General features: G+C 57.9%; 17 protein-coding genes. 3 read left to right on the top strand and 14 right to left on the bottom strand.

The window, feature by feature from the left end:
• Nucleotides 1-76 precede the first annotated feature (76 nt).
• From wzzE to trxA, 4 genes are all read right to left on the bottom strand, one after another.
• The gene (wzzE, locus tag JK621_RS15725; protein WP_212556773.1) at nucleotides 77-1,129 is read right to left on the bottom strand and encodes an ECA polysaccharide chain length modulation protein; all 1,053 of its coding nucleotides are present in this window, start codon (nucleotides 1,127-1,129) and stop codon (nucleotides 77-79) included.
• A 20-nt stretch (nucleotides 1,130-1,149) separates the two neighbouring features.
• On the bottom strand, nucleotides 1,150-2,247 hold the full coding sequence (gene wecA, locus JK621_RS15730) for a UDP-N-acetylglucosamine--undecaprenyl-phosphate N-acetylglucosaminephosphotransferase (protein ID WP_212556774.1): 1,098 nt from the start codon (nucleotides 2,245-2,247) through the stop codon (nucleotides 1,150-1,152).
• A 311-nt stretch (nucleotides 2,248-2,558) separates the two neighbouring features.
• On the bottom strand, nucleotides 2,559-3,818 hold the full coding sequence (rho, locus tag JK621_RS15735; protein ID WP_004950874.1) for a transcription termination factor Rho: 1,260 nt from the start codon (nucleotides 3,816-3,818) through the stop codon (nucleotides 2,559-2,561).
• 456 nt (nucleotides 3,819-4,274) lie between these two features.
• Nucleotides 4,275-4,601, bottom strand: coding sequence for a thioredoxin TrxA (trxA, locus tag JK621_RS15740; protein WP_208904529.1), 327 nt, complete (start codon nucleotides 4,599-4,601; stop codon nucleotides 4,275-4,277).
• Between the two features lie 131 nt (nucleotides 4,602-4,732).
• On the opposite strand from trxA, the gene rhlB reads away from it, so the two are divergent.
• Complete coding sequence (rhlB, locus tag JK621_RS15745; protein ID WP_212556775.1) at nucleotides 4,733-6,022, top strand: ATP-dependent RNA helicase RhlB; 1,290 nt, start codon at nucleotides 4,733-4,735, stop codon at nucleotides 6,020-6,022.
• 5 nt (nucleotides 6,023-6,027) lie between these two features.
• Nucleotides 6,028-7,524 (top strand): exopolyphosphatase, encoded by a 1,497-nt coding sequence (gene ppx / locus JK621_RS15750; protein ID WP_212556776.1) that lies wholly within the window; start codon nucleotides 6,028-6,030, stop codon nucleotides 7,522-7,524.
• Nucleotides 7,525-7,706: 182 nt separating this feature from the next.
• On the opposite strand, the gene rep is transcribed toward ppx, so the two are convergent.
• A complete protein-coding gene (gene rep / locus JK621_RS15755; protein WP_212556777.1) occupies nucleotides 7,707-9,731 on the bottom strand; it encodes a DNA helicase Rep in 2,025 nt (674 codons plus the stop codon).
• Nucleotides 9,732-9,839: 108 nt separating this feature from the next.
• On the opposite strand from rep, the gene ppiC reads away from it, so the two are divergent.
• Nucleotides 9,840-10,121 (top strand): peptidylprolyl isomerase PpiC, encoded by a 282-nt coding sequence (gene ppiC / locus JK621_RS15760; protein ID WP_004950862.1) that lies wholly within the window; start codon nucleotides 9,840-9,842, stop codon nucleotides 10,119-10,121.
• Nucleotides 10,122-10,145: 24 nt separating this feature from the next.
• Here ppiC and JK621_RS15765 read toward each other — a convergent pair whose 3' ends face one another.
• The 9 genes from JK621_RS15765 to bcsR form a co-directional block, all read right to left on the bottom strand.
• The gene (locus JK621_RS15765; protein WP_212556778.1) at nucleotides 10,146-11,639 is read right to left on the bottom strand and encodes a M16 family metallopeptidase; all 1,494 of its coding nucleotides are present in this window, start codon (nucleotides 11,637-11,639) and stop codon (nucleotides 10,146-10,148) included.
• Nucleotides 11,640-11,918: 279 nt separating this feature from the next.
• Complete coding sequence (locus JK621_RS15770; protein WP_212556779.1) at nucleotides 11,919-13,208, bottom strand: dicarboxylate/amino acid:cation symporter; 1,290 nt, start codon at nucleotides 13,206-13,208, stop codon at nucleotides 11,919-11,921.
• Between the two features lie 300 nt (nucleotides 13,209-13,508).
• Nucleotides 13,509-15,515, bottom strand: coding sequence for a biofilm formation regulator HmsP (hmsP, locus tag JK621_RS15775; protein WP_212556780.1), 2,007 nt, complete (start codon nucleotides 15,513-15,515; stop codon nucleotides 13,509-13,511).
• Nucleotides 15,516-15,791: 276 nt separating this feature from the next.
• A complete protein-coding gene (gene bcsC, locus JK621_RS15780) occupies nucleotides 15,792-19,265 on the bottom strand; it encodes a cellulose synthase complex outer membrane protein BcsC (protein WP_212556781.1) in 3,474 nt (1,157 codons plus the stop codon).
• Nucleotides 19,247-20,359, bottom strand: a complete 1,113-nt coding sequence (bcsZ, locus tag JK621_RS15785; RefSeq protein ID WP_212556782.1) for a cellulose synthase complex periplasmic endoglucanase BcsZ — start codon at nucleotides 20,357-20,359, stop codon at nucleotides 19,247-19,249. Before bcsZ ends, bcsC begins: the two co-directional genes overlap by 19 nt.
• 5 nt (nucleotides 20,360-20,364) lie before the next feature.
• Entirely contained in the window at nucleotides 20,365-22,671 is a 2,307-nt protein-coding gene (gene bcsB, locus JK621_RS15790) for a cellulose biosynthesis cyclic di-GMP-binding regulatory protein BcsB (RefSeq protein WP_212556783.1), read from the bottom strand.
• A 56-nt stretch (nucleotides 22,672-22,727) separates the two neighbouring features.
• Nucleotides 22,728-25,331, bottom strand: coding sequence for a UDP-forming cellulose synthase catalytic subunit (bcsA, locus tag JK621_RS15795; protein WP_212556784.1), 2,604 nt, complete (start codon nucleotides 25,329-25,331; stop codon nucleotides 22,728-22,730).
• Complete coding sequence (gene bcsQ / locus JK621_RS15800; protein ID WP_212556785.1) at nucleotides 25,328-26,050, bottom strand: cellulose biosynthesis protein BcsQ; 723 nt, start codon at nucleotides 26,048-26,050, stop codon at nucleotides 25,328-25,330. Before bcsQ ends, bcsA begins: the two co-directional genes overlap by 4 nt.
• Nucleotides 26,051-26,053: 3 nt before the next feature.
• Nucleotides 26,054-26,245: a cellulose biosynthesis protein BcsR gene (gene bcsR / locus JK621_RS15805; protein ID WP_212556786.1), complete on the bottom strand. Its 192-nt coding sequence runs from the start codon at nucleotides 26,243-26,245 to the stop codon at nucleotides 26,054-26,056.
• Nucleotides 26,246-26,297 lie beyond the last annotated feature (52 nt).

Here is a 26,297-nt window from a genome sequence, read left to right on the forward strand (position 1 = left end):
TCTTTTGGTCGGTTAACCGCAGGCATACCTGCGAATTGGGCGTTCACACGCCCATAAGCGAATTATTATATTATTTTTAATTACGCGGGCGGCGCACCAGGGCAATACCTGCGCCAACCAAAGCGCCCATCGCGCCCCACATGATCAACCAGAATATCCGCCGCGGGCTGTCACGTTTTACCGGTTCTTCCGGGGTCCGCAAATAGCGGTAAGTCTGAAATTTCTCGTCCAGGGTCGGACCCACATTCAATGTCGACAGCATCGCACGATTTTGATCGTAATCCAGATCGTAGGTTGGCCCTGAAGCCTGCAACCCTTCCAGACGCGCCTGCAACATAGGTTTCCCCAGCAGGAACAGATCGGAATCCGGCAATTGTTCGGCCGGCGTATCGGTTTGAGTCCGGCTGATGCCCTGCGTATCGGCAATTTTCAGCGCCTGCTCGATCGTGTTCAGCTCGCGCTTGTAAACCGCGTCCGCCACCGCCTCCTGACGTTTCACCTGCGCCTTCATCGACGTCGTGCGGGCAGCCCATGCGCCCTGGATTTCTTCATTCAGGTGTTGAGCTGCGCGATGGCTGGCGAATGCCACGTACTGGCGCAGCAGATGATTGGCGTCCGCCGCCGTTTCCGCCGTCAATTTCACGCCATCGTTCGGCACTTTTTTGTCATCGCGCGGCGTAAACTGAACGTTGTTAATCAGTTCATCAAGCAATGCCGCATCGGCGCGGGCATCACCTTCCTGGCGCTGTTTGTAATAATCGCTCTGCAGCCAGAAATCGCGACGCGTATCGTATGCCGCCAACTGCATAATGAATTCATTATAGGCTTCGTCAGCAATGCCCGGCTGCTCGGCAGAGACCGCCGGCAGCGTACGCACATCCAGATTTCGCAGGAACTGCTGCTGGGAATAATAGCCTCCCAGTGCATTCACGGTCGGCCGATCGGTAATCGCCGCCGCACTCCATTCCTGTTTCACCAGGTAGGATACGGCCAGCGCAACCACCGCGAACAATGCCGCCATGCCGATAATCCATTGCTTGCCGCGCCACAGGGTACAGCACAAGCCGCGGATATCGAGTTCGTTATCCACTGCCGGGATATTCTTGTCAGACGTTGTTTCTGGATTCATCACTGCCCAAAAGCCTCTGGTTAAGATACTTGCTTATTGTCGGTCGAACGCCGTAAGCGGCGCTTGATACGCTTAATGTAACGTGCAACGCGCCAGGCGCGTTTGATGCAATAACCGTACAAAAAGAAAGCAAGCAAGAATAATGCCAACATTACCCATTCAGGAACAAAAGTAAGACGCTCGCCAAGCACGCCAATCGCCGCCAGCAGCGCTGCCGCCAGGGTAATCAGTACGAAAGCCTGCCGCGGCGTAAAGCCTGCGCGCATAATCAGATGGTGAATGTGTTGACGATCGGGGGAGAAGGGGCTCATCCCCTTGCGTAAGCGACGGTACATGATCGCAATCATGTCCATCAGCGGAATAGCGATAATCCACAGGGCGGTAACCGGATTGATGGAGTGAACCTTACCCTGCGAGCTTTGCAACAACAGCCAGATGGCGGTGAAGCCGATCAGCGTACTGCCTGCATCCCCCATGAATACCTTATACCGCCGGCCAAGAATGCCGAGGTTAAGCAGGATATAGGGAACGATGGTGGCGATCATCGCGAAGCACCAGAAAGCCAACTCAGAATGGCCGCTCAGATACAGCAGGACACCCAGCGCACCGAAAGAAACGCATGAAAGCCCACCCAACAGACCGTCAATGCCGTCCACCATGTTAAAGGCGTTGATGGCGGCCCAAACGGCAAACAGCGTGACCAGATAGCCGAAAGGCCCCAACTGCATTTCCCAGTCACCCAGCACGTGGCCGAAACTGCGCAGATAGAGACCGGCGAAAACCATCATCGCGATGCCAACCAACGCCTGAACCAGAGCACGAATTTTCACGCTGATATCGAAACGATCGTCGAGAGCACCAACGAACACCAATATACCCGCACAGGTCAGGTAAAGTTTACCGTGCGCAATCGTTTGGTCAGAGATAAGGAAGGCAAAGCACAGCCCGGCATAAACGGAAATACCGCCGACCAGAGGAATTAACCCCTGATGACGCTTACGGTAATTAGGTTTATCAACCAGACCAATACGTTTTGCTGCTTTACGGGCAACAAAGAGAAACGCCAAAGAAAACAGGAAAACAAATAGAATTTCAGTACTCATAGTGAGTAAGTTCACAGTTAACAGATCTCTGTAGAAGATAAGGCAGCTTAACACGGGCGACAGGTTGCGCCATGGGATCCCGCTACCTTTCAGTCATTTCCTATGACAACAGCCATTCATTCTTACGCCAATGTGTGTGCCCGCCGTTTAGACAGCAACAAAGCGCGAGCGGCAAAGCGCCGACCGCAAATAAGATGAATTCTCAGTAAGTCACAAAAAACTTACATTTCCATTTCTGTTACTTATCGTATCCGCCAAATGCAAAAAACGCCACGGCTAGGCGTGGCGTTCTCTGAATTTTTTACTCAATTATGAGCGCGTCGTCATTATGAGCGCTTCATCATATCGAAGAATTCATCATTGGTCTTGGTCATGGCCAACTTGTTAATGAGGAACTCCATCGCATCAATCTCGCCCATTGGGTGAATGATTTTACGCAGGATCCACATTTTTTGCAGTTCTTCAGACGTGGTGAGCAACTCTTCTTTACGGGTACCGGAGCGGTTGTAGTCGATCGCAGGGAATACGCGCTTCTCGGCGATTTTGCGCGCCAGATGCAATTCCATGTTGCCGGTACCTTTAAACTCTTCGTAGATAACCTCGTCCATTTTGGAACCGGTATCGACCAGCGCGGTAGCGATGATGGTCAGGCTGCCGCCCTCTTCAACGTTACGTGCCGCACCGAAGAAACGCTTAGGACGATGCAGGGCATTGGCATCCACACCACCGGTCAGTACTTTGCCGGAAGCCGGCACAACGGTGTTGTAGGCACGTGCCAAACGGGTGATGGAGTCAAGAAGGATGATAACGTCTTTCTTGTGCTCAACCAGGCGCTTGGCCTTTTCGATCACCATTTCCGCAACCTGGACGTGACGGGAAGCCGGCTCGTCAAAGGTAGAGGCGATGACTTCGCCCTTCACCAGACGCTGCATCTCGGTCACTTCTTCCGGACGCTCGTCGATCAGCAGTACCATCAGCACGCAGTCGGGATGGTTGTAAGCGATGCTCTGCGCAATGTTCTGCAGCAGCATGGTTTTACCGGCTTTCGGTGGAGCGACAATCAGGCCACGCTGACCACGGCCAATCGGAGAAGCCAGGTCCAGCACGCGTGCCGTCAGGTCTTCGGTTGAACCGTTGCCACGTTCCATCCGCAGACGGGAGTTGGCATGCAGCGGGGTTAAGTTCTCGAACAGGATCTTGCTGCGGGCGTTTTCCGGTTTGTCGTAGTTGACTTCATTAACTTTCAACAGGGCAAAATAGCGCTCGCCTTCTTTTGGCGGACGAATCTTACCGGAAACGGAGTCACCTGTACGGAGGTTGAAACGGCGGATTTGGCTAGGGGATACGTAGATGTCGTCGGGGCCTGCAAGGTAGGAACTGTCTCCAGAGCGGAGGAAACCAAATCCATCCTGCAATATCTCCAACACGCCATCGCCGAAGATATCTTCTCCACTTTTCGCATGTTGCTTAAGGATGGAGAAGATAATGTCCTGCTTGCGCATACGGGCAAGGTTTTCCAGCCCCATATTTTCGCCGAGAGTAATCAGCTCAGAAACCGGCGTATTCTTTAATTCGGTAAGATTCATAGTGGTGGGTTCTTAAACTCGGGGTGTGTCTCGAACTGCTATCGTGAATGGTATGGCAGCGTGATACGTGCCTGTTTACTGGACGTTCGACCACCGGGCGCTGAGCTGTCACGGTAAGAAATGGCTTACAAGAGACGCGCGCATTGACGGTTTAAGATCGAAGGTACCTTAAAATTGATTTTGCAAAACCTTTTGACTGCTAAAACGCGGGTTGAGTTCATTTTACTGTCAACACCAGCGGTTCAGCACAGAGTATAGCTTTAGATTCAAACTCTTTAGATTTAAAACTTCGGGCAAGTTCTATATGCAGTGTGGCTAAACTTAACACGCTTATTGGCAGGCGTCTAGCGGTGAATTTAAATCCCCGCCAGACGCCTGAATATCCCCATTGCCTCTGAAGCTACAGCCTGATTGGCTACGGCTTTGATCCCACAGGATATAGGGCGTTACGCCCGATTACAGATTCGCGTTAAGGAAGTCTTTGAGCTGGCCTTTGGACAGCGCACCCACCTTGGTCGCAGCCACTTCACCGTTTTTGAACAGCAACAGCGTCGGGATACCGCGGATACCGTACTTGGGGGCGGTTGCCGGATTTTGGTCGATATTCAGCTTGGTGATGGTCAACTTGCCTTCGAACTCAACGGCAATTTCATCCAGGATCGGAGCAATCATCTTGCACGGCCCACACCATTCAGCCCAGAAATCGACCAGGATTGGCCCTTCAGCTTTTAGCACGTCGGTGTCGAAGCTGCTGTCAGTCAGGTGAATAATTTTATCGCTCATGTTCTACTCCACAGGATTATGCCTACCTTGTTGGTGTAGCATTAACCAACCTAAGGTGATTTTATTTCACCGCGTTTATTTCAACGGATGTGCTTTCGTAAAGCAATAGTTAGCTGATATTCTACCACACTATGAGCAAAACACACTTGACCGAACAGAAGTTTTCCGACTTCGCCCTGCACCCGTTAGTCCTTGAAGCCCTTGAAAAAAAAGGGTTTCACCATTGCACGCCTATCCAGGCGTTAGCATTGCCGCTCACGCTCTCCGGGCGTGACGTTGCAGGTCAGGCGCAAACCGGTACCGGAAAGACGCTGGCATTTTTAGCGTCTACTTTTCACTATTTGCTTTCTAACCCGGCGAAACAGGATCGCCAGACCAACCAGCCGCGCGCCTTGATCATGGCGCCAACGCGTGAACTGGCGGTGCAGATCCACTCCGATGCGGAAGCCCTCTCCCAATCCACCGGCCTGAAACTGGGTCTGGCGTACGGCGGCGACGGTTACGACAAGCAGCTGAAAGTGCTGGAAAGCGGCGTGGATATCCTGGTGGGCACCACAGGTCGTTTAATCGATTACGCCAAACAGAACTACATCGATCTGGGCGCGATCCAGGTTGTGGTGCTGGATGAAGCCGATCGCATGTACGATCTTGGCTTTATCAAAGACATTCGCTGGCTGTTCCGCCGCATGCCTGCGGTCGATCAACGCCTGAACATGCTGTTCTCCGCCACTCTGTCCTATCGCGTACGCGAACTGGCTTTCGAGCAGATGAACAACGCCGAATATGTTGAAGTGGAACCGGAACAGAAAACCGGCCATCGCATCAAAGAAGAACTGTTCTACCCGTCCAACGAAGAAAAGATGCGCCTGCTGCAGACGCTGATCGAAGAAGAGTGGCCGGACCGCTGCATCATTTTCGCCAACACCAAGCATCGCTGTGAAGACGTCTGGGGCCATTTGGCGGCCGACGGCCACCGCGTAGGCCTGCTGACCGGCGATGTGGCGCAGAAAAAACGCCTGCGTATTCTGGAAGACTTCACCAAAGGCAACCTCGATATTCTGGTCGCCACCGACGTCGCCGCCCGCGGCCTGCATATCCCGTTGGTCACGCATGTGTTCAACTACGATCTGCCTGACGACTGCGAAGACTATGTTCACCGTATCGGTCGTACCGGCCGTGCCGGCGAAAGCGGCCATTCCATCAGCCTGGCCTGTGAAGAGTACGCACTCAACCTGCCGGCGATCGAAACCTATACCGGCCACAGCATTCCGGTGAGCAAGTACAACAGCGACGCGTTGCTGACTGACCTGCCTGCGCCGAAACGCCTTGCCCGTCCACGCGGTGGCAACGGCCCACGCCGTAATTCCGCGCCGCGTCGTGGCGGCGGTGCACCACGCAATAACCGTAAACGTCCAGGCTGATAACCATGCTCAGTTCCAGCACGCTCTATGCCGCTATCGACCTCGGCTCCAACAGCTTCCACATGCTGGTGGTACGGGAAGTGGCCGGCAGCATTCAGACCCTGGCGCGCATCAAGCGTAAAGTGCGTCTGGCGGCCGGGCTGGATCAGCACAATCACCTGTCGCATGACGCCATGCAGCGCGGTTGGCAATGCCTGAAGCTGTTCTCCGAACGCTTGCAGGACATCCCCCGCGCCCAGATCCGTGTGGTCGCTACGGCCACGCTGCGTCTGGCGTCAAATGCCGATGAATTCCTGCAGACCGCCGAGCAAATTCTCGGTTGCCCGATCCAGGTGATCAGCGGCGAGGAAGAAGCGCGCCTGATTTATCATGGCGTTGCCCATACCACCGGTGGGCCGGACCAGCGTTTGGTGGTCGATATCGGCGGTGGCAGCACCGAGTTGGTCACCGGCACCGGCGCTCAGGCTGCCCAGCTATACAGCCTGTCCATGGGCTGTGTCACCTGGCTGGAGCGTTTCTTTAGCGATCGCAATCTGGGGCAGGATAATTTCGAACGCGCCGAACAGGCCGCACGCGAAATGGTGCGCCCTATCGCACCGCATCTGCGTCAGCACGGCTGGCAAATCTGCGTCGGCGCTTCCGGCACCGTACAGGCGTTGCAGGAAATCATGGTGGCGCAGGGCATGGATGAGCGCATCACCCTGTCCAAGCTGCGTCAGTTGAAACAGCGCGCCATTCAATGCGGCAAGCTGGAAGAGTTGGAAATCGAGGGCTTGACGCTGGAACGCGCACTGGTGTTTCCAAGCGGGCTGTCGATCCTGCTGGCGATTTTCCAGGAGCTGGGCATTGAAAGCATGATGCTGGCCGGCGGCGCGCTACGCGAAGGACTGGTCTACGGCATGCTGCATCTGCCGGTTGAACAGGATATCCGCAGCCGCACCATTCGCAATCTGCAACGGCGCTACCTGTTGGATACCGAACAGGCCGAGCGAGTCAGCCAGTTGGCTGCCAACTTCTCGCAGCAGGTGAGCAACGAGTGGCAGTTGGACGCGCGATGTCGCGAGTTATTGCACAGCGCCTGCCTGATCCACGAAATCGGCCTCAGCGTTGATTTCAAGCAGGCGCCACAACACGCCGCCTACCTGATCCGCCATCTGGATTTGCCCGGCTTCACGCCGGCGCAAAAAAAGCTGTTGGCTACGCTATTGCAAAACCAGAGCAACACTATCGATCTGCCGCTGCTGAGCCAGCAAAACGCCCTGCCGCCGCGTATGGCGCAACGTCTATGCCGCCTTTTGCGGCTGGCCATCATTTTTGCCAGCCGGCGCCGCGACGACACGCTGCCTGCGGTGCGCCTGCGTGCCAATAACGACGACGAGCTGACGGTGATCCTGCCGTCGGGCTGGCTGGAGCAGCACCCGCTACGTGCAGAGGCACTGGATCAGGAAAGCCACTGGCAAAGCTATGTGCACTGGCCGCTGATGCTGGAAGAACAACGTTAATATGACAAGGGCGCCAAGCGCTCTTTCAGACTGCTGACAAAGCCCGTTATTAGGGAGAGCGTGCCGAAGGGGTCGTAACGGCCTTGGCCGTCGGAGCGCCCCTCGGTGCGCTAGGCCCGGGTATCTCGGGTTCAAAGACCACTTTGTCATCAAACTCCAGGGGCGCCAAGCGCCCTTTCTTTTTAGCCTTCACCTTTGGCTTTGGCCAGCTGCGCGCGAATATTGGCCAAATGGCTCTGCCCTTTTTGCATCCGCTCCTGCGGGCTGACCACCTTACGCTCGCTTTCCCACGCCAGATCATCCTGCGGCAGTTCCAGCAAGAAACGGCTCGGTTCCGGTCGCACCAGCTCGCCATATTGGCGGCGCTCGCGGCACAGAGTGAAAATCAGCTCTTTTTGGGCGCGGGTGATCCCCACATAGGCCAAACGCCGCTCTTCATCGACGTTATCTTCGTCGATGCTGCTCTGATGCGGTAATAATCCCTCCTCCATTCCCACCAGGAATACATAAGGGAACTCCAGCCCTTTGGAGGCGTGCAGCGTCATTAATTGAACCTGATCCAGCTCCTCATCGCTTTCGCCGCGCTCCATCATGTCCCGCAGGGTAAAGCGCGTCACCACCTGGGTCAGCGTCATCGGCTCATCCAGCTCGCTGCCTTCGAGCATTTCCGTCATCCAGCCAAACAGCGTGTTGACGTTTTTCATGCGCATTTCGGCGGCTTTCGGGCTGGGTGACGTTTCAAACAGCCAGCTTTCATAGTCCACGCCGTGGATCAGGTCGCGCACCGCAGCCACCGGCTCACGCTCCGCCAGTTGAGCGATACCGTCCAGCCAGTGGGTGAAGCGTTGCAGCGACTCCAGCCCACGGCCGGTCAGATGTTGGCTCAGGCCCAGATCGAAACTGGCGCGGAACAGGCTTTTGTTACGCTGATTGGCCCATTCACCCAACTTTTGCAGCGTCGCCGGGCCAATCTCACGCTTTGGCGTATTGACGATGCGCAGGAAAGCGCTGTCGTCATCCTGGTTGGTCAGCACGCGCAGATAGGCCAGCAGATCCTTGATTTCCGGCCGCGAGAAAAACGAGGTGCCGCCGGAAATCTTGTAAGGAATACGGTTCTGCATCAGCATTTTTTCAAACAGCCGCGACTGATGGTTACCGCGATAAAGGATCGCATAATCACCGTAATTGGTTTTCTTCACGAAGTGGTGGGCAATCAGTTCCCCCACGACTCGCTCGGCCTCGTGATCCTCGTTATTCGCGGTCACCACTTTCAGCTCTTCGCCGTAGCCCAGCTCGGAAAACAGCCGTTTTTCAAACACGTGCGGATTATTGGCGATCAGAATATTTGCCGCCTTCAGAATGCGCTCGCTGGAACGGTAGTTCTGCTCCAGCTTGATCACCTGCAGCGCCGGGAAATCTTCCTTCAGCAACACCAGATTTTGCGGCCGCGCACCGCGCCAGGAGTAAATCGACTGGTCGTCGTCCCCGACCACGGTAAAGCGCGCGCGATTGCCCACCAGCAGTTTTACCAGCTCATACTGGCTGGTATTGGTGTCCTGATACTCATCCACCAACAGATAACGAATACGGTTTTGCCAACGCTCGCGCACCTCTTCATTACGCTGCAGCAACAGGGTCGGCAGCAGGATCAAATCGTCGAAATCCAGCACGTTACACGCCCTCATATGGGCGTGATACAGGCCGTAGCAATGAGCGAACAGCTTGTCGCGCTCGGAGCGCGCCAGTTCCATCGCCTTTTTGGGATCGACCAGGTCATTTTTCCAATTGGAGATAGTGGAAATCAGCTGCGCCACCAGCGTTTTGTCATTCTCCAGCCATTTTTCAGTCAGCTCTTTCAACAACGCCAGCTGATCCTGATCGTCAAACAGCGAGAAGTTGGACTTCATCTTCAGCGCGGCGTATTCACGCTTGATGATTTCCAGGCCCAGCGTGTGGAAAGTGGAAATCATCAGCCCGCGCGCTTCTTTGCGCCCCATGGTTTGCGCCACACGCTCTTTCATCTCGCGCGCAGCCTTGTTGGTAAAGGTCACGGCGGCGATATGCCGCGCCTGATACCCGCAGTTGTGGATCAGGTGAGCGATTTTATTGGTGATGACGCGCGTCTTGCCGGAACCTGCACCGGCCAGCACCAGGCAAGGCCCGGTAACGAATTCGACGGCTTGTTGTTGGCTGGGATTTAATCGCATGGCGCTTTATTGCTCGGCTTTTTCACGTGGAAGGGGATTGTAGCAGAAAGCGCCGATGAGATTTAACGGGTATACTCGGCGCAATTTCTGTATCGATAAGGCAATACCATGGCAAAGACGGCGTGCGCCCTGCACATTCTGGTAGATAACGAAAAACTGGCCAACGATCTGCTGGCCAAGCTGAAGCGCGGCGTCAGCTTCGACACGCTGGCGCGCAAATATTCTAGCTGCCCGTCAAAGCGCAACGGCGGCGCCTTGGGCGAATTCAACAAGGGCACCATGGTGGCGGCCTTTGATAAAGCGGTGTTCAGCATCCCGCTGCTGAAGCCTTATGGCCCGGTGAAAACCCAGTTCGGCTACCACATCATCAAGGTACTGTACCGCAACTAAGGGGGCGAGCCGCCCCCTTGGTTTTTACTGTGCGCTGGTCTCCGGTGCCGGAGCGGCGTCGGTCGGTTTGACCTCTTCCGTCACCACGGCCGGCGCCGGCGCCATAATGCCGTTGTAGGTCTCCTGCAACTGCTTCATGCTCATTTCCGGCTCGCCCTTCGGCTGCATCAATACCAGCGTCGCATCCTGCGAGAGCTGAAGCTTCAGCTCCTGGTTCAGCGCTTCCAGCGTTAATCCGGACAGGAACTCCTGGCGCAGCTTCTGATATTGCTCCGGCGCGATGTCCACAACGCCGCTTTGTTGCGAACGCAGACGCTGGCTCATCAGCACGTCAGTATCGGTGCGGGCGTAGGTGGCGAACAGCTTGCTCAGTTGATCGTTCTTCTGCGCCAACAGGCCGTTAAACTCCTCTTGCGACAGCCCATTGTTACGCACGCTGGCCAATTCGCGGGCGATAAAACCCAGGCTGTTGTTCAGATTGTTGTTCGGCGTATCAAGGTGAATCGCGCACTGGCCACGCTGGTACTGCACGCGGCAATCAAAGCCCAGATGCAGGTTTTTCTGATCGCTCTTTTCCAGCACCTGCTGAAGGTGCCAGAACAGCGCCTCGCGGGCGATATCGCTGCGCCAGTAGCGGCTAAGATTTTGCGAATCGCGGATCGGGTGCCATGGCGCGTCCCACATGATCGACAACGTATCCTGCTTCACCTGATCGCTGATCAGGCTGACCGGCTGCGGCGGCAACGGTGTCAGCGTCGGCATGGTGGCCGGCGTTTCACGTTTCCCTTTCAGCGGCGAGAAGGCTTTGTTGATCTGCTCGCCCAGGCTGCGGCTGTCCACTTTACCCACCACGTACAGCGTCATCGCGTCCGGCGTATACCATTGCTGGTAGAACTTCTTCAGTTGATCGATATTCACCGGCCGTTTCACCGGCTGGGCCGGATCGTGCGCCAGCAGCGTCGAGCCTTTCAGGCGATAACGCCACCAGGCCTCTTTGGGGTTCGGCGGGAAAGTACCGACCGGGTCGACGCTGGAGTTCATCACCGCATGCACGGTATGTTCGTCGATCGCCAGCTTGCCCGTGGTATCGGAAAGCCACGCCAGCGCTTCTTTCAGCAGGTCTGGGCGGTTATTTGGCAGGCTGAGATTATAAATGGTGAAATCATAAGAGCTGATTGCCGGCGGCAAAGGCCGCTCGCTGTCCACACTCTGTTGCCACAGCGAGCGCAACTGCGGTGGCGTAAAGCTTTCACTGCGCGCCAGCGACAGGCGCGGCAGCAGGTGAGCAAAGCCGATCTGCTGGGAAGACTCCACCAGCGAGCCGGTATTGACCATCAACCGTAGCTCGACGCGATCGCTCGGCCGCTGCGGCGTATCAAGAATCTGCCATGAAAACCCGTTGTCGAGCTGACCCTGCTGCCAGGCAGGATCGGGTTGTAGTGTTTCAGCCTGCACGCTGCCGTTGGCGGCAGCCAACAACAGCCCACCGACTATAAGATGAATTCTGGTGCCCTGCATGTGAACCCCTACTTAATTACTATCCAATTTCTGTATACAAATGCGGATATTCCATTCACCGGAATATTAGGCTGTCTCGTACAGCCTACAAATACGCCCTGAGTTTCACAGTGGGGCGGAAAGCAGAAAGTGTACCACTCTGTTAGACCGCACGCCTTTGCGGATGTCACTCATTGAAGTGAAAAATAATGGATAGTCGGGTTTTTAATGCAAGAATTCATTACTTGGGGGAATAAAGCATCACCGACTACGGCCGCAGCCGGTGATTGGAAGCTAAAATCAGGCGGAAGGCAGTGTTTTATCGGCACCGTTACCGTGCTTGTTGGACAAGGTGTCATGCAGCTGTTTTTCATCCAGTTGCTTACACCATTTCGCCACCACCACGGTTGCCACGCCGTTACCGACCAGGTTGGTCAGCGCGCGGGCTTCGGACATAAAGCGGTCAATGCCCAGAATCAGCGCCAGGCCTGCCAGCGGCAGATGGCCCACGGCGGAAATGGTGGCAGCCAGTACGATAAAGCCGCTACCGGTCACCCCGGCAGCCCCTTTCGAGGACAGCAACAGCACCACCAGCAGAGTCACCTGATGCACGATATCCATATGAGTATTGGTTGCCTGAGCGATAAATACCGCCGCCATGGTCAGGTAGATCGAGGTGCCGTCCAGGTTAAAGGAGTAGCCGGTCGGGATAACCAGCCCCACCACCGATTTCTTACAGCCCAGCTTCTCCATTTTATCGAGCATGCGCGGCAGCACCGACTCGGAAGAAGAGGTCCCGAGCACAATCAGCAACTCTTCTTTGATATAGCGAACAAATTTGAAAATGCTGAAACCATTGGCGCGAGCAATGGTGCCAAGCACCACCACCACGAACAGTACGCAGGTAATATAGAAGCAGGCAATCAACTGGCCGAGTTGCAGCAGCGTACCCACGCCATACTTGCCGATGGTGAACGCCATGGCCCCGAAAGCACCCAGCGGCGCCAGGCGCATGATCATATTGATGATGCCGAAGATAACGCGCGAGAAGCTGTCGATCACGTTGAAGATCAACTGGCCTTTATCGCCCAGGCGATGCAGGGCGAAACCGAACAGCACGGCGAACAGCAGCACCTGCAGAATGTTGCCGCTGGCGAAAGCGCCGATGACGCTGCCGGGAATGATGTCCAGCAGGAACGGAATGATACCCTGCTGCTGAGCCTGTTCTGCGTATACCGCCACCGCTTTGGCATCCAGCGTGCCCGGATCGATGTTCATCCCCGCGCCCGGCTGCACCACGTTGACGATCAGCAGGCCAATCAGCAGCGCCAGGGTGCTGACAATCTCAAAATAGAGCAGCGCGATCGCACCGGTGCGGCCTACGGCCTTCATGCTCTCCATGCCCGCGATGCCGGTCACCACGGTACAGAAAATCACCGGCGCAATGATCATCTTGATCAGCTTAACGAATCCATCGCCCAGAGGTTTCATCTGTGCGCCAATATCAGGATAGAAATGGCCAAGCAGGACGCCCAGCGTAATTGCCGTCAGCACCTGAAAATAGAGGCTCTTAAAGATAGTGATTTTCATATGAACATCCTTTGGGGGGGAAGACACGCACCAGGCGGTAGTCTAGTTATCTCGCCTGTTCATCGCTTGCGCGGAAAATAACACCCACATAACAACATGGAAATAATTTGTTGCAGCCACAGACACAGGTTGATACGAATTTAAGAGCTGAAACGCGCCAGCTCGAATGTAAAGCGGCAAATTGCGTAACTATTTCTTTGCACTAACGCAAAAGGGGTAGCTGATAATCAACGTTTTTTGGGCAGGATATGCAACGGGCGACGCACACGTCGCCCAAAGCGAAAGACAGAAGTGTTGGACTTAAGCCGAAGGTTGGCAGAACTGAGATTCAAACTCCGCGCGCGGCAACGGGCGGGCAAACAGGAACCCCTGGCCGCTGTGAATGCCGTGCTGCAACAGCCAATCGCGCTGCCCGGCGTTTTCGACCCCTTCAGCCATTACCGGCAGATGCAGTACCTCAGAAATGGAACTGACGATGCGCACCATGGCGTCATCCGCCGGTAACCCCTGAATAAAGCTCTTGTCGATTTTAATCAAATCGATCGGCAGGCATTTCAGCCGGTTAAGGTAATTAAGGCTGGAATATCCCATGCCAAAATCGTCCAGCGCAATCGACAGCCCCAGGTCGTGCAACTCCCGCAACAGCGCCAGCGCGCGGTCGAGATCGTCAATGCGTACCGTTTCGGTAATTTCCAGCAGCAGCTTGCGCGGGTCGATATGATGCTGCGCCAACATGCTCTTCAGGTGCGGAATAAAGTCTTCATGCTGCATCTGGATGGCGGAAATGTTGACCGCCAGCGGCAGCGTAATGCCTCTGGCTTGCCAGTCCGCCAGAATGCGACAGGACTCTTCCAGCACCCAGTTGCCGAGCGGCACAATCACGCCAAGCTCCTCGGCCAACGGAATGACGTCTGCCGGCAGAATAAAGCTGCCGTCGTACTGCTGCCAACGCAGCAACGCCTCGGCGCCGATCACCGCATTGGACTGCATGTCCATCTGCGGCTGTAAAAACAGGGTGAAACGGCGTTGATCAATGGCGTGCAGAATCTCACTTTCCTGCGTCAGCCGCTTTTGGGTGCGCTCCGTCAGGCTCGGTTCAAAGAACAGGATCTGATTCTTGCCTTCACGATGCGCCGACATCATCGCCGACGTGGCGCTGCGCAGCAGCTGTTCTGCGCTCTCTCCCACATTGAGATAGTGGGCGATACCGATGCTGGCGCTTGGCCGCAACGGCATTTCCTGCAGGCTCAGCGGCGCATTGATTTGCGCCATAATGCGGCGCGCCAACTGCATGGCATGGAAGGGCCGCTCAACGCCTTTGGCCAAAATAGCGAACTCGGTGTTGCTCAGTTGCGCCAGCACGCCGTTTTCATCAATACACTCACGCAACTTCTTCGCCAACGTCAGCAACAGCGCTTCGCGCATCGCCGGATTGAGCACGCCGGATGCCTCATGCAGCGTCTCAATGCCGATGACCAGCAGGTTAAAGCGGTCGGGCCGCAGGCTGGAGGCGATATGCTGTTCCAGCAGCGCGGTAAACAACGCCTGGTTAGGCAGCCCGGTAACCGGATGACGCGTGCTCAGGCGGCTCATCTCGGCATAGGCTTTGGCAAGCCGCTGCTGATTGCGGTTGTAGTTGCGCACCAGCAACCCCAGCTCATCGTCCTGATGCAGGGCCGGCAGCATCAACTGGTGATAAGGCGCTTCATCTTGCGAAATATTTTCCAGCTCTTTCGCCATTGCGCGCAGCGGGTGCACCATCAACCGGTTCATACACCAGCTGATAGAGACCGACAGAATCAACGCCAGCAGCAAGTAGGTCGACAGCATGGTCGACAGCATGCCGAGAATGAATTGGTACATGCGGAACGAATCGGCCTGCAACACCAGATAAGCCAGAGGCTGTGGGTTGGCGGGCACGCGCTCCAGCGAATAGAGCGGAACGGAAATTTGGATCGGCAGCTCGAAAAGCCGCGCGATCAACGTCGGCACCGGGCGTTCCGGCGGGAAGTTGGCGTGCAATGCCTGAAATTCGTTCGGCAGCACGATATCCGCACGGGTCAGTATGCCTACCGGCAACAGGGTATTCAGCACCCGTTTGGTTTCCGGCACGTCCATGCGCAGCACGGCCTCCGCCAGCGGTTGCCGTACGGAATGAGCAATGTTTTCCAGTTGCTGGGCATAGTCATCCCTGCGCTGCTGCACAAAATGGAATAACTGGATCACGATAAATATGCAGATCGTCACCAGCGCCACACCGGACACCGTTGCCATCTGTTTAATCGTTAATGAACGCCTGACCCGCAAACCTGCTCTCCGCTAATTCGGGCTGAAATAAAAAAGAGGCTAAGAAGTATCCTACCCCCTTCGGACCGGTCCGAGTATACTCGATTGTCGGCTGTTTTTATCTTGCCATACCCATGGCAGAACCAAGAAAACTGCGGGTTTCAGTCTTTTCTTAAACGAAAGGCCCCGTATCGCCCTGGTACATGAGCGCCGATGGCGGAAAATGGCAGGGCGCAGCCTTAACACAGGGTAGCAAAACTACCCTGTGTCCGACACTCCGAATCTGACTGAACCCGGTTATTTGAAGTCTGCGTAAGGCGTGAGCGGTTGCGGCGGTAAATCGAGATCGCCCTGCCAGCCCGCCAACGAATAGCGGAGATAAATTAATGCGTGGCTCGGCGTATAATCCTTCGCCTGCTGAATATCGATACCGGCGCCCAACGTCCAGTGCGAGCTGAGACGGCGCTCAACGATCGCCCGCAAAGTATAGCCGACGCCGGAAGAGGAACTGCCGTCTTCCACCGCGAACTTGTCCGGCAACGAATCCGGTATCAGCCCCTGCAGCGGATAACGCCGCTGGCTGTTGGTTTTCGAATGAGACAGGGACACCGACCCCCCCAGTTCCCAGGACCAGTTTTCGGTGCGCTGGCGATAATTGACCGGCACCGCCAGCGACATATATTGCTGCGGGCTGTAATAGCCGCCCTGGCCGAGCGAGTAACCGCTCAAATCCTTTTGATAGTGCCACAGCATGGTGTTCAGCCCGACGGTGACACGGCGATTATCTTCATTAATCAGCTTGTAGTAATAACCGGCCATAAAGCGCTCACGCTGGTTATCCTCGACGTTTTTGCCGGTCAGCTGGTGCGCGCTGAGGTCAGCCCAGACGCCGTTCGCTTCGCCGCGATCGTAGCTGGCGCTAAGGCTCACCCCGGTGGCGCGCACGCCCCCCCAGGTGGTGCCGGTATTCGGATCTTTGGTTCCGCCAAACGCCAGCAGCGAACTGGAGATCGGCCGCCGCGAGGCCGCCAGCGTCCAGCCAATGTGGTTCCAGTCATTGCTGTAGGCCAGCCCGCCTACCCAGTCGACCACCTCAAAGCCCATCGGCGTGGTGCCGATGTCCCCCGCCCAGCGATCGTTTTCCCAACCGGCCGCCACGCTGGTGCCGGTGGTTTTCTGATGCTCATCGCCGCTGCAGCCCTGGGTATGGCAGGTGCCGAAGGTTTCGTAATACTTGCCGCTGCTGTCGGAGGAAAAACTGCCGGCATCCAGCTGCACGGTATCGGTCCGCACGAAGGCCCGCCCATCGTACAGCGGCATGTCCACCTGCAACATGGTGTCGTGCGCTTTGTAGTCGGAGATGCCGCCGGTGCCGCTGGAACGCCAGTAATCGTGATCGAGCGTGACGTTGACATCCTGCTGACGGTACAGATCCGCCGCGTCCGAGCGAATGCCGCGCTTGAGCCAGTCGTCACCCGGGTTGTTGCGCGTCAGATAGGTATAGCTGTCGTTATCCTGCGGCACGGTCGGCGTGATGCCGCCGGCGACCATCGCCTGCTTATAATCCTGTTGTGCCAGTTCCGGCTGCCGTTGTTCACGCTCAAGCCGGGCCGCATCGCGGTAAATCAGCGCTTTCGCCTGCCCCGCCGGCTCCTGCTGCGCCGCCGTTTTCAGCCGGGTAAAAATGTCGCTCGCTTTCTGCGGCTCCCCAACGGCATACCAGGCATTGGCCACTCGCCGCCCGCTGTTGCTGGAAGGTTCCGGCTCCTGTGGTTCGTTTTGCAGGCGCTGGCGCGCCTCGCTGAGTTTGCCCTGCGCCACATAGGCCTCAATCTCACCCAACCGCGCATCCGGGTTGTTCGGCTCACGGGCCCGCACCCGCTGATAGTCGGCCAGTGCGGCGTCATATTCGCCACGCGCCAGCGCCCAATCGGCCAACTGAAGATCGATACGGGTATCCGCCGGCTGCCGGCGCAGATAGGCCACTGCGCCAGGTTCGTCGCCTGCGGCGCGCAGCCGTTCGGCCTGATCCAGCGTCGCCTGCATTTTCAGCCGCTGCGCCAGCTCGCGCATATTGTCGTTCCACTGCGCGGCGGGCAAGGTATTCAGCTGCGCCAGCGCCTGCCGGTCGCGATCGCTGCCGGAGAGGTATAACGCATAAGCGTAGGCCTGCTGCGGATTGTCACGCTGTTTCTGCGCCAACCGGCTGAACAAGGCGTCCGCCCGTTGCGGTTGCCCGGCCTGACGCAGCGTCTGCGCATAATGATAGGTCAACCAGACGTCATCAGGGTCCATCAACTGGGCGCGACGGTATTTTTCCGCCGCCTGATGCCATTGCTGCTGCCCGGCCAGGTCGTCAGCCTGCTGTTTCAGCATGTCGAGCTGCAGGCCGTCGAGCGTACTGCGCAGCTTGTTTTGCTGGCTGCGCGGCAGGCTATTGAGATAGGCCAGCGCCTTTTCCGGCGACTGGCGCTGATAGATATTCACCAGGCCGCGCACCGCACTGCCGTTACCCGGCTCCAGCCTCAACGCCTGCTGATAATAACGTTCAGCACCGGCGTCATCTTTACACGCCACCGCAACATCGCCCAGGCCGAGCGCCGCGCTGCTGTCGCTGCCATCAATCTGAGCGGCCTGCTGGTATTTCTGCTGCGCCAACGCCAGATTGCCGGCTTTCAACGCCTTGTCGCCTTCGTCAATCGCCAGCCAATAACCGTTACTCTTGATCAGGCTCTGCCATTTACTGCTGTTATTGCCACCTTTATCGGCCTGCAACGCCTGACGGAACAAGCTCAACGCCTGTGGGCGATTACCGGCGCGCGAATAGGCCTGGCCCAGCGCTCCCAGCACTTCGGCATCATTGGGCGAGGCCGCCAGCGCTTTTCTCAATTCGGGGATCGCCGCACGGCTACCGCCCTTGTCCACCTGCGCCAGCCCACGCGCCCGCGCCAGATAGGCGGGATCCGACAACAACGCTTGCTGCCGGGCCAGTTCCTGCCGGGCGCTGACCGCCTGATCGCCGGTTTCAAATACGCCAAGGAATCGGTTGAGGGCCGCCACGCTTTGCGGGCTGACCGGCATGGCTTTGACCTTTTCCAGCCACAGATCGGCGGCATCGCCGCGCCCGGCGGGATCGGCGGCCACTTTTTGCAGTAAATCATAGGCCTGCGCGTCACGATCCTGGCTGAACAGCATCCGCGCCAGCGACATGCGCAGCGGCACGTTACCGGAATAGTGTTGATCCAACGACTGTAGCTGTTTCAGCGCAGCCGCTTGCTGGCCCGGCAGACGGGCAACCAGACGCCAGTATTCCACCGCCAGTTCCAGCGTCGGCGGGTCGCCATGGAACAGGTCGTCATATTGCGCTTTCGCCTCCGGCAAACGCCCGGCGGTCGCCATCAGCCGCGCCTGTTGCAGTTTTTGGCGGGTTTCCGGCTGGGTCAGCAGCATGTTCATTTGCGCCTGACGATAAGCGCTGGACTGCGGCGCGAGCTGCTTAAGCTTATCCAGTTGCTGCTGCGCCAGCGCCTGATTGCCCTGCCGCAACGCCAGACGCATGCGCGCTGAAATCACGTCCGGGTTATTCGGATCCATCAGTTCAAGCCGATAAAGCGACTGACGCACCAGTTCATCCTTGTTACTGGCCTCCCCGACGCGCACCTGCTCCAACAGCCACTGCTCAGGCGAGACGGCTTCTGCCGCCTGCGCCTGCGGCAGCATCGCCAGGCTTAAAGGCACCAGGCCCAACCAGTTTATTCTGAAGTTACGCATTGGCCGCCCCAGGCAGGTTGAAGTTCGCCCTGCCGATTAAAACGATAACGTTGTTGATCCCATCCCTGGCCGAACAGCGTCAGCGATGCGCTGAAATAGGCATCGTCGCCCGGCGGGTGTTGATTGATGCGTTGACGCTGAGTATCCAGCGCGGCCGTTTGATTGGCCAGCATCGGCAGCATGGCTGCGGAGAAGCCCACCGGGCCGCCGCCGCTGGTTTTACCGCTGGCGGCGTCGGTTTTTTCCGGCGGAACGCCCTGTTGAGCGGTCAATTGCGCCATCGGCAACAGTTGTCTGACCAAGGCGGCTTTATGCTCGTCATCGTCCGCCAGCATGCCGGCCCACAGATAAACCCGGATGGCGTCGTAACTGCCGACATCCGGTTTCACGGTATCCGGCTGCCAGCCTTTGCCGGCCTGCCACACCACCCAATCCGGGGAGAAACCCTGAGGTGCGGTTTCCAGCAACAACCGCTGATTGGTTTTCTGCATCGCTCGCCATGGGCCGTTCAGGGCGGCGAAACGCGCCAGCAGCTGCGGCGGCAGGTAGCTTGGATTGAGCCGCCAGCGATCTTCCGCCACGAACCCGACCTTGCCCGGCAGCAGCATCAGCCCCAGCCCGGGAATATCGGCCACTTCTTCGCGGCCGATACGCTGCAACAGCAGCGTACCCAGGGTTTGATAACGTCGGCTTTTCCACAAACGACCAGCTTCCAGCAGATTGTAGGCAATCCACAGATCGGCATCGGACGCCGTATTGGTGTCCAGCACCGTCCAGCGCTTTTTATCGTCCTCGCCCCACAACCAGGCGGGCAAATGGGCGCTGAGATCGCCCGCCGCCAGGTTGTTTTCCGTCCACTCCAGCAACTTGTCGAACGCCGGCCGATCGTTCGCCACCAGGGCGAAGAACAGGCCGTAGCTCTGTCCTTCCGAGGTGGTGATGCGGTTCGGGCTGCTCGGGTCGATCACCCGCCCTTCGTCGCTGATGTAAAACTGTTTGTACTGTTGCCAGGCCGGCCACTCGCAGGCCGCCGCCGCGCTGAATGCGCACAGCAGCAGCATGCCGAACGTCAGGCGTTTCAGCGTTACGGACATGGTGATTAATCCCGATCTTCAGGCGACAGGCGACGGCGGCTAAAGGCCTTCAGGCCACGCCACAGCATCAGCGCCAGAATCACCACCACCGCCACCGCAATCACCGCCAGCAACACCGGATGGGTCGACAATGCGTGCCAGATGCGCTCCCACCACGGCAGGTGACCGACATAGTAAACGTCGCCCACGCGCAGGCTGTTCACCCCCGATTCGCGGATCACCGCCACCGAACCAAACACCGCCGCACGCTTGCCGCTGTCCAGCAGCGCCGTGTTCAGCAGCTCATAGCCACGCGGACTGTCGGCCAGCAGCGCCACAATGCTACGCTGATCGTTAAACGGCGACTGCACGCCGATAATCGCCGACATCGCCCCTTCGGAACTGATGGTGGTCTGGCTGTCCGGCTTGCTGTCCTCCGGCAGCACATCCATGGCCGGCAGCGGCAGTTGACGCGTTGGCTGTTTCACCCAGCTCTGGGTGGCATCCACCAGCAGACTGATTTTTTTGTCGTCCCGCAGTTCCGGCGGAATAGTGCCGATCATCAAAATATCGGCATCGCGATCTTTGGCCTGCGACCAATCGTCACTCAGCGTCATTGCCAGCGCCGGGTAACCGGTCTGGGCGCCGATGATCCCCAGTGCGTTCAGCATGGCGCTAACCTGCGCCGGCTGCGGCTGTTTGTTGACCAGCACCAGCGTCTGCGACAGGTCGGCCAGACGGCTGAACGGGAAACCGGCATTGGCGAAGGCGCGCAGATCCGGCATCGCCATAAAGTGACGGTAACCGGAGAAATCAATGGTCGACGACCCGTCGATAACCGCGTGGTTTTGAGTGAACGAATACGTCTCGCAGCGCCCCTCCGCCCCACTGGCCAGCAGCGTGGTGTAATCGAAGTCGAAACGCATCTGGTTGCTGGCACCCAAGCGCAGCGCCGGAATATTGACGCTCTTGTCGGAGTCGATCAGCCCCTGGGTCAGCGGCAGACGCAGCAGCTGAGTGCCCTGTTCGTGTTCCGGCACCAGCGAATAGGCCTGCACGAACTGATTGTTCAGGCTAACGCTCAGGCGCGAACCGTCCTGAATGCGCGGCGCGGTATAGCGGTATTTCAGGTGCATATCGATGCCGGTGCTGCGGATCAGGAACAGATCCGGCGGCAGGTTCATGGTCAGCGAGATCGGGCCAGGCTCGATACCGCTGGTTTGCAGCTGTTCGGCGTACTGTTGCAACTCGGCAAAGGTCATTGGCCGATCGGTGCGCACCCAGTTAGGCGCATCGTATGGCGTGCGCGGCGCCAATTGTTCAACCTTATCCACCGTGACGTTCTGGCCGCGGAACAGAATGTTGCCCTGCGCAATGCCTTTTACCGCGGTGATCAAATCGTTGTCATCACGCCCCTGCACCAGCAGCAGTTTGACGTAGGGATTGTCAGGATGGCTGATCATCTCCACCGTTGGCCCGTTGACCGCCGGGTAATCGCGCAGGAAATCCGGGCGCTGCTTATTGGTGGCGAAGACGATGGCGTGCCGGTCCGGCAGCTTGTTATACAACGTCGGGAACGACTGGCCGCGCCACTGCGCCTTGCTGCCGAACCACGAGGCCAGCATGCCCGCCGCACGCTGCTGAGTGAGGTCCGGCGAGCCGGCGAACACCATCGGCAACGTCAACGGCCGGTTGTCGCGGCTGTCCAGGAATGGTTCCGGGAAATGCGACAGCTCGTTCTTCAGCGGCAGCGTCTGGAAACGCAAATTCAGCGAGCTGGATTTGCTGACGTCGAGCCACAGCGTACTGTTGGCCGGGTTTTCGCAGAGGTTCTGGTAATGGCCGACGAACACCAGCCGCACGCGGTTAAAATCGGTGATATAGCGCGGGTCGATCGCCATCTGGATGCGATTTGGTTTGCCGAGCTGTTCTTTGGTGAGGGGGGTCACGCCCATCAGTTCGTCATTGAGGTACACCTTGACGTGCGATTCCACCGGGATCAGCGACGGGGAAGGCGTGAACTCCAGATCGAGCGTCGCCTGCGACACCACTTCGTCGCTGCGGACGCCGAACTCAACCTGGCCATCCGGGCGGGTGCCGCGCAGGGTAAAGGTCCCCGGCGGCGGCGCTATCTGGGCAAACGGCAATTGCACGTCGCGGACCGGCGCATTCGCATCCTGCGGTGCGGCCGCTCCCATTGGCGTGGTGACCGGTGCATCGGCCGGTACGCTCGCCGGCGGCGCGACGACGGTCGGCGCGGTGGCGGTTTCAGCCTGAGACAGGGTGCTGATGCCTAAGGCCAGGGCGGTAAACCAGGTTATTTTTCTCGTCATCGTATCATCATCAATGTTAAAGCCTGGGAGCCAGGCAAGTGAACGGGGCGGTTTGCCTATACCACTGTCTCTTTTTGGCTGAAAGCCGGGTGCCTGCCGACACCGTGCGGGATGAACGACGCTATCCACGCAATCATCGTCGTGAATCCGACCAGCAGGCTGCGCACCATCGGCGGCGCATAGTCCGCCATGCGCAGGTAACCCCGGAAGCCCAGCGCCAGAACGTCGCGCAGGCTTTCGATCGGTTTATCTTCAGGGAACCCGTCCTGCCACAGCGCCCAGGTATCGGCGCGGGCAAAGGTGCACTGAATAAAATCAATATGTTCACGGGTGGTGAGTGAGACCATGCGGATCCCCACCTTGCTGCCGAAGGCGCGCGTGACTACGCACGGGAAGCTGTATTCCTGCTGGCCGCGTTTTAACAGCAGCGATGCCTTGTCGCCGTCTTTCAGCGCATCCGACACGCGCATTTCAATCCCTACCCCGCCGTCGGAATAGTCGCGCAGCGTGCAAGGGAACAGATGGCCATCGGCGCGGGCTATCGCCGCCGGCATGGCAATCTCCACGCGGTGCGCCTGGCGCACCTGCTTGGCCTCTACCGCCACCGCCACCGCGCCGCCGAGAATGGTCATGTTGTACAGCACCCACACCAGGCTGACGATCACCGTCATCACTTCGTCCGTCGGGCCGTAGGCCATCCGCCAGGCGCCGAAGATCAGGCCGGCCAGATTGAGCACCACCAGGAACATGTAAGGCCGGGTAATCACCCAATCGACATGCTCCTCTTCCACCAGACCGCCTTTGGCGGTCACGTTGAATTTGCCCTTGTGCGGATTGAACAGCGCCACCGTGGTAGGCCGGGCGATATACCAGGCCAGCACCGTTTCGTAGATCTCGCTCCAGAAGGAGTGACGGTATTTCCCCTGGATGCGCGAGTTGGTCAGGCTGGCATGGATCATATGCGGCAACACATAGAGCGCGATCGCCAGCGCAGGTGCGAAAATGATATAGGCGTGCAGCAGTAAGAACGCCAAAGGCGCGGTGAGGAAAATCAGCCGCGGAATACCGGACAAGAAGTGCAACATGGCGTTGGCGTAACACAGGCGTTGCGCCAGTTTCAGCCCCTTGCCGAACAGCGGGTTATCCAGCCGGAAAATCTGCACCATGCCGCGCGCCCAACGAATGCGCTGGCCAATGTGCGCCGACAGGCTTTCTGTCGCCAGCCCGGCGGCCTGTGGAATTCGAATATAAGCCGAGGTGTGCCCGCGCCGATGCAAACGCAACGAGGTGTGGGCATCTTCGGTGACGGTTTCCACCGCGATGCCGCCTATCTCATCCAGCGCGCTGCGGCGCAGAATGGCGCAAGAGCCGCAGAAGAAGGTCGCGTCCCACATATCGTTGCCGTCCTGCACCAGGCCGTAGAACAACGTGCCTTCGTTCGGGGTCTGGCGGAAACGCCCAAGGTTGCGCTCAAACGGATCCGGCGAGAAGAAATGGTGCGGGGTCTGCAACATCGCCAACTTCTTGTCTTTGAAGAACCAGCCCATGGTCAATTGCAGGAAGGAGCGGGTCGGCACGTGGTCACAGTCGAAAATCGCCACAAACTCGCCGGTGGCCTGCTTCAACGCATTGTTGATGTTGCCGGCCTTGGCGTGCTCATGGGTCGGCCGGGCGATATACTTCACCCCCACCTCTTCGGCGAAGGCTTTGAATTCGGGCCGGTTGCCGTCATCGAGGAGGTAGATATTGACCTTCTCTTTCGGCCAGTCGATGCCCAGCGCGGCGTAAATGGTCGGCTTCACCACCCCAAGATCTTCGTTGTAGGTCGGCACCATCAGATCGATGGTCGGCCATGTGGTGCTGTCGGCAGGCAGCGGCACCGGCTGGCGGTTAAGCGGCCAGACGGTCTGAAAATACCCTAGCACCAGCACCACCCAGGCATAGGTTTCCGCCGCCAGCAGCAGCAGGCCGCAGGTCAGGCTGAGCGGATCGTCCCAGTTCAGCGTGGCGGTATAGCGCCACCAAAGGTAGCGGCAGGAAACGGTCAGCGACAGTACGATCAGCATCAGCGCCGGCAGGCGGCCCGGCACCCGGCGCACCACCATCGCAATGCCCCACAGCAGCACCACAAACACAAACTGCGCCGGCAAATCGAAGGGTTGCGAAATGCACAGCATGGCGAGGATCGCCGCCAGTACGCCGACAATGATAAACAGCACGCGGCGCATGCGCCGGCTCATCTGGCTCAGGCGTTCCACCGAACGCTGCTCCACCCCGGCGCTCTGCAACCGGTGCGGGAGCCTTTGCAGCCAGTTGGCGTAACGCAGTTGCAGACGGTGCCAACCGGCGAAATAATGGCGGCCCATCGGCGCGCGGCCGGTACGAAACAGCAACAGCCACAGCCCCTGCAACAGATAACGCAACCCATCCGCAGGGCGCGGACGGATGAAGGACAGATGCGGGAACCAATAGGCGCGGCCGGCGCTCACTTGCTGCCAGCCCGGGGATTCAAAACGCAGGAAAATCCAGCCCAACGCCACCAGCAGTGTGGCAAGGAAAGCGCTAAAGGCCGAGGAGCCGTTACGGCGGTAAGTTCGATAGCGCGTCTGCACCGCCTGATGGACCGGCGGCACCAGCAGCAGGCTCATCACCCGGCTCATGGCGCCGCATCCTTGAGATTAATCAGGCACCAGTTGGCCAGCGTCAGCACCTCATCGGCAGCCAGGCTCTCGGGGCGGTACTCACCCAGCGGTTGCTTTGCCGCCAGCGCTTCGGCCATCGCCTCATCGCGGTGGATAGCCACCGGCAACAGCCCGCCCAAGGTTTGCAACCACAGCTGATGCAGATCCTGCTGCAACTGACTGGCGGCAAAATATTGGTTAATCAGGAAGTGGCAACCTTCCGGCAGCGCCTGTTGATGCAGGCGGATCTGGCAGTTGGCGTCCGGGGCGATCAGCATGAAGATGCTGTCTGCCAGCGCCAACGCCTGACGCGCCAGCACGCCATCATCCGCCGGCACATCCAGCAGGATCCAGTGGTATTGACCGCCGCCGGCCAACTGCACCAGATTATCTTGCCAGCGAGCCGGGGATTGCAAATTCAGTCGTTCCGTGGCCGTTAGCCGGCCAAAAGGCAGAAAGTCGAGTTTTTCGCAGTAGCGCATGGCGCCCTGCTGCCAGTCGCCGCCGTCCTGCTCTGCACGAGCCCAGCCGCGTGCCAGCTCAAACGGCGTATTGAAATGCAGGCGTAACTGATTATCCGGCGCAAAATCAATCGCCAGCACCGACTCGCCCAACTCCTGTAATGCCCAGGCGAGCGCCGCCGTGATCGACGACGCGCCCATCCCGCCTCGCAGCCCTTGCAGCGCAATTATCGGCATAAACTAGCGGCTCCCCGTGGTTTGCGCCAATTCGGCCAGCAATGGCCAACGCGTCATCATCTGCGTCAATCGTTCCTGACGCGAAATATCGACATAACTTAATGTTGGCAGAGAAAAAGCCTGACTAAGGGCCAGCAGATCGTCCTGAGTTTCCGGCGATACCACCCCGTGAAAGCGCGTTAATTGATTATTCATTCTGCCGCCTTTTAAAAATAGGCTAATGTTAATTAACTATAGCAATCTAAAA

Source organism: Serratia plymuthica (assembly GCF_018336935.1).
Classification (GTDB): Bacteria; Pseudomonadota; Gammaproteobacteria; order Enterobacterales; family Enterobacteriaceae; genus Serratia; species Serratia plymuthica_B.

Bases quoted from the DNA above. Each gene is read 5' to 3' on its own strand.
- wzzE (WP_212556773.1), bottom strand. From the start codon at position 1,129: ATGAATCCAGAAACAACGTCTGACAAGAATATCCCGGCAGTGGATAAC.
- rho (WP_004950874.1), bottom strand. From the start codon at position 3,818: ATGAATCTTACCGAATTAAAGAATACGCCGGTTTCTGAGCTGATTACT.
- trxA (WP_208904529.1), bottom strand. From the start codon at position 4,601: ATGAGCGATAAAATTATTCACCTGACTGACAGCAGCTTCGACACCGAC.
- rhlB (WP_212556775.1), top strand. From the start codon at position 4,733: ATGAGCAAAACACACTTGACCGAACAGAAGTTTTCCGACTTCGCCCTG.
- ppx (WP_212556776.1), top strand. From the start codon at position 6,028: ATGCTCAGTTCCAGCACGCTCTATGCCGCTATCGACCTCGGCTCCAAC.
- rep (WP_212556777.1), bottom strand. From the start codon at position 9,731: ATGCGATTAAATCCCAGCCAACAACAAGCCGTCGAATTCGTTACCGGG.
- ppiC (WP_004950862.1), top strand. From the start codon at position 9,840: ATGGCAAAGACGGCGTGCGCCCTGCACATTCTGGTAGATAACGAAAAA.
- JK621_RS15765 (WP_212556778.1), bottom strand. From the start codon at position 11,639: ATGCAGGGCACCAGAATTCATCTTATAGTCGGTGGGCTGTTGTTGGCT.
- JK621_RS15770 (WP_212556779.1), bottom strand. From the start codon at position 13,208: ATGAAAATCACTATCTTTAAGAGCCTCTATTTTCAGGTGCTGACGGCA.
- bcsC (WP_212556781.1), bottom strand. From the start codon at position 19,265: ATGCGTAACTTCAGAATAAACTGGTTGGGCCTGGTGCCTTTAAGCCTG.
- bcsZ (WP_212556782.1), bottom strand. From the start codon at position 20,359: ATGTCCGTAACGCTGAAACGCCTGACGTTCGGCATGCTGCTGCTGTGC.
- bcsB (WP_212556783.1), bottom strand. From the start codon at position 22,671: ATGACGAGAAAAATAACCTGGTTTACCGCCCTGGCCTTAGGCATCAGC.
- bcsA (WP_212556784.1), bottom strand. From the start codon at position 25,331: ATGAGCCGGGTGATGAGCCTGCTGCTGGTGCCGCCGGTCCATCAGGCG.
- bcsQ (WP_212556785.1), bottom strand. From the start codon at position 26,050: ATGCCGATAATTGCGCTGCAAGGGCTGCGAGGCGGGATGGGCGCGTCG.
- bcsR (WP_212556786.1), bottom strand. From the start codon at position 26,245: ATGAATAATCAATTAACGCGCTTTCACGGGGTGGTATCGCCGGAAACT.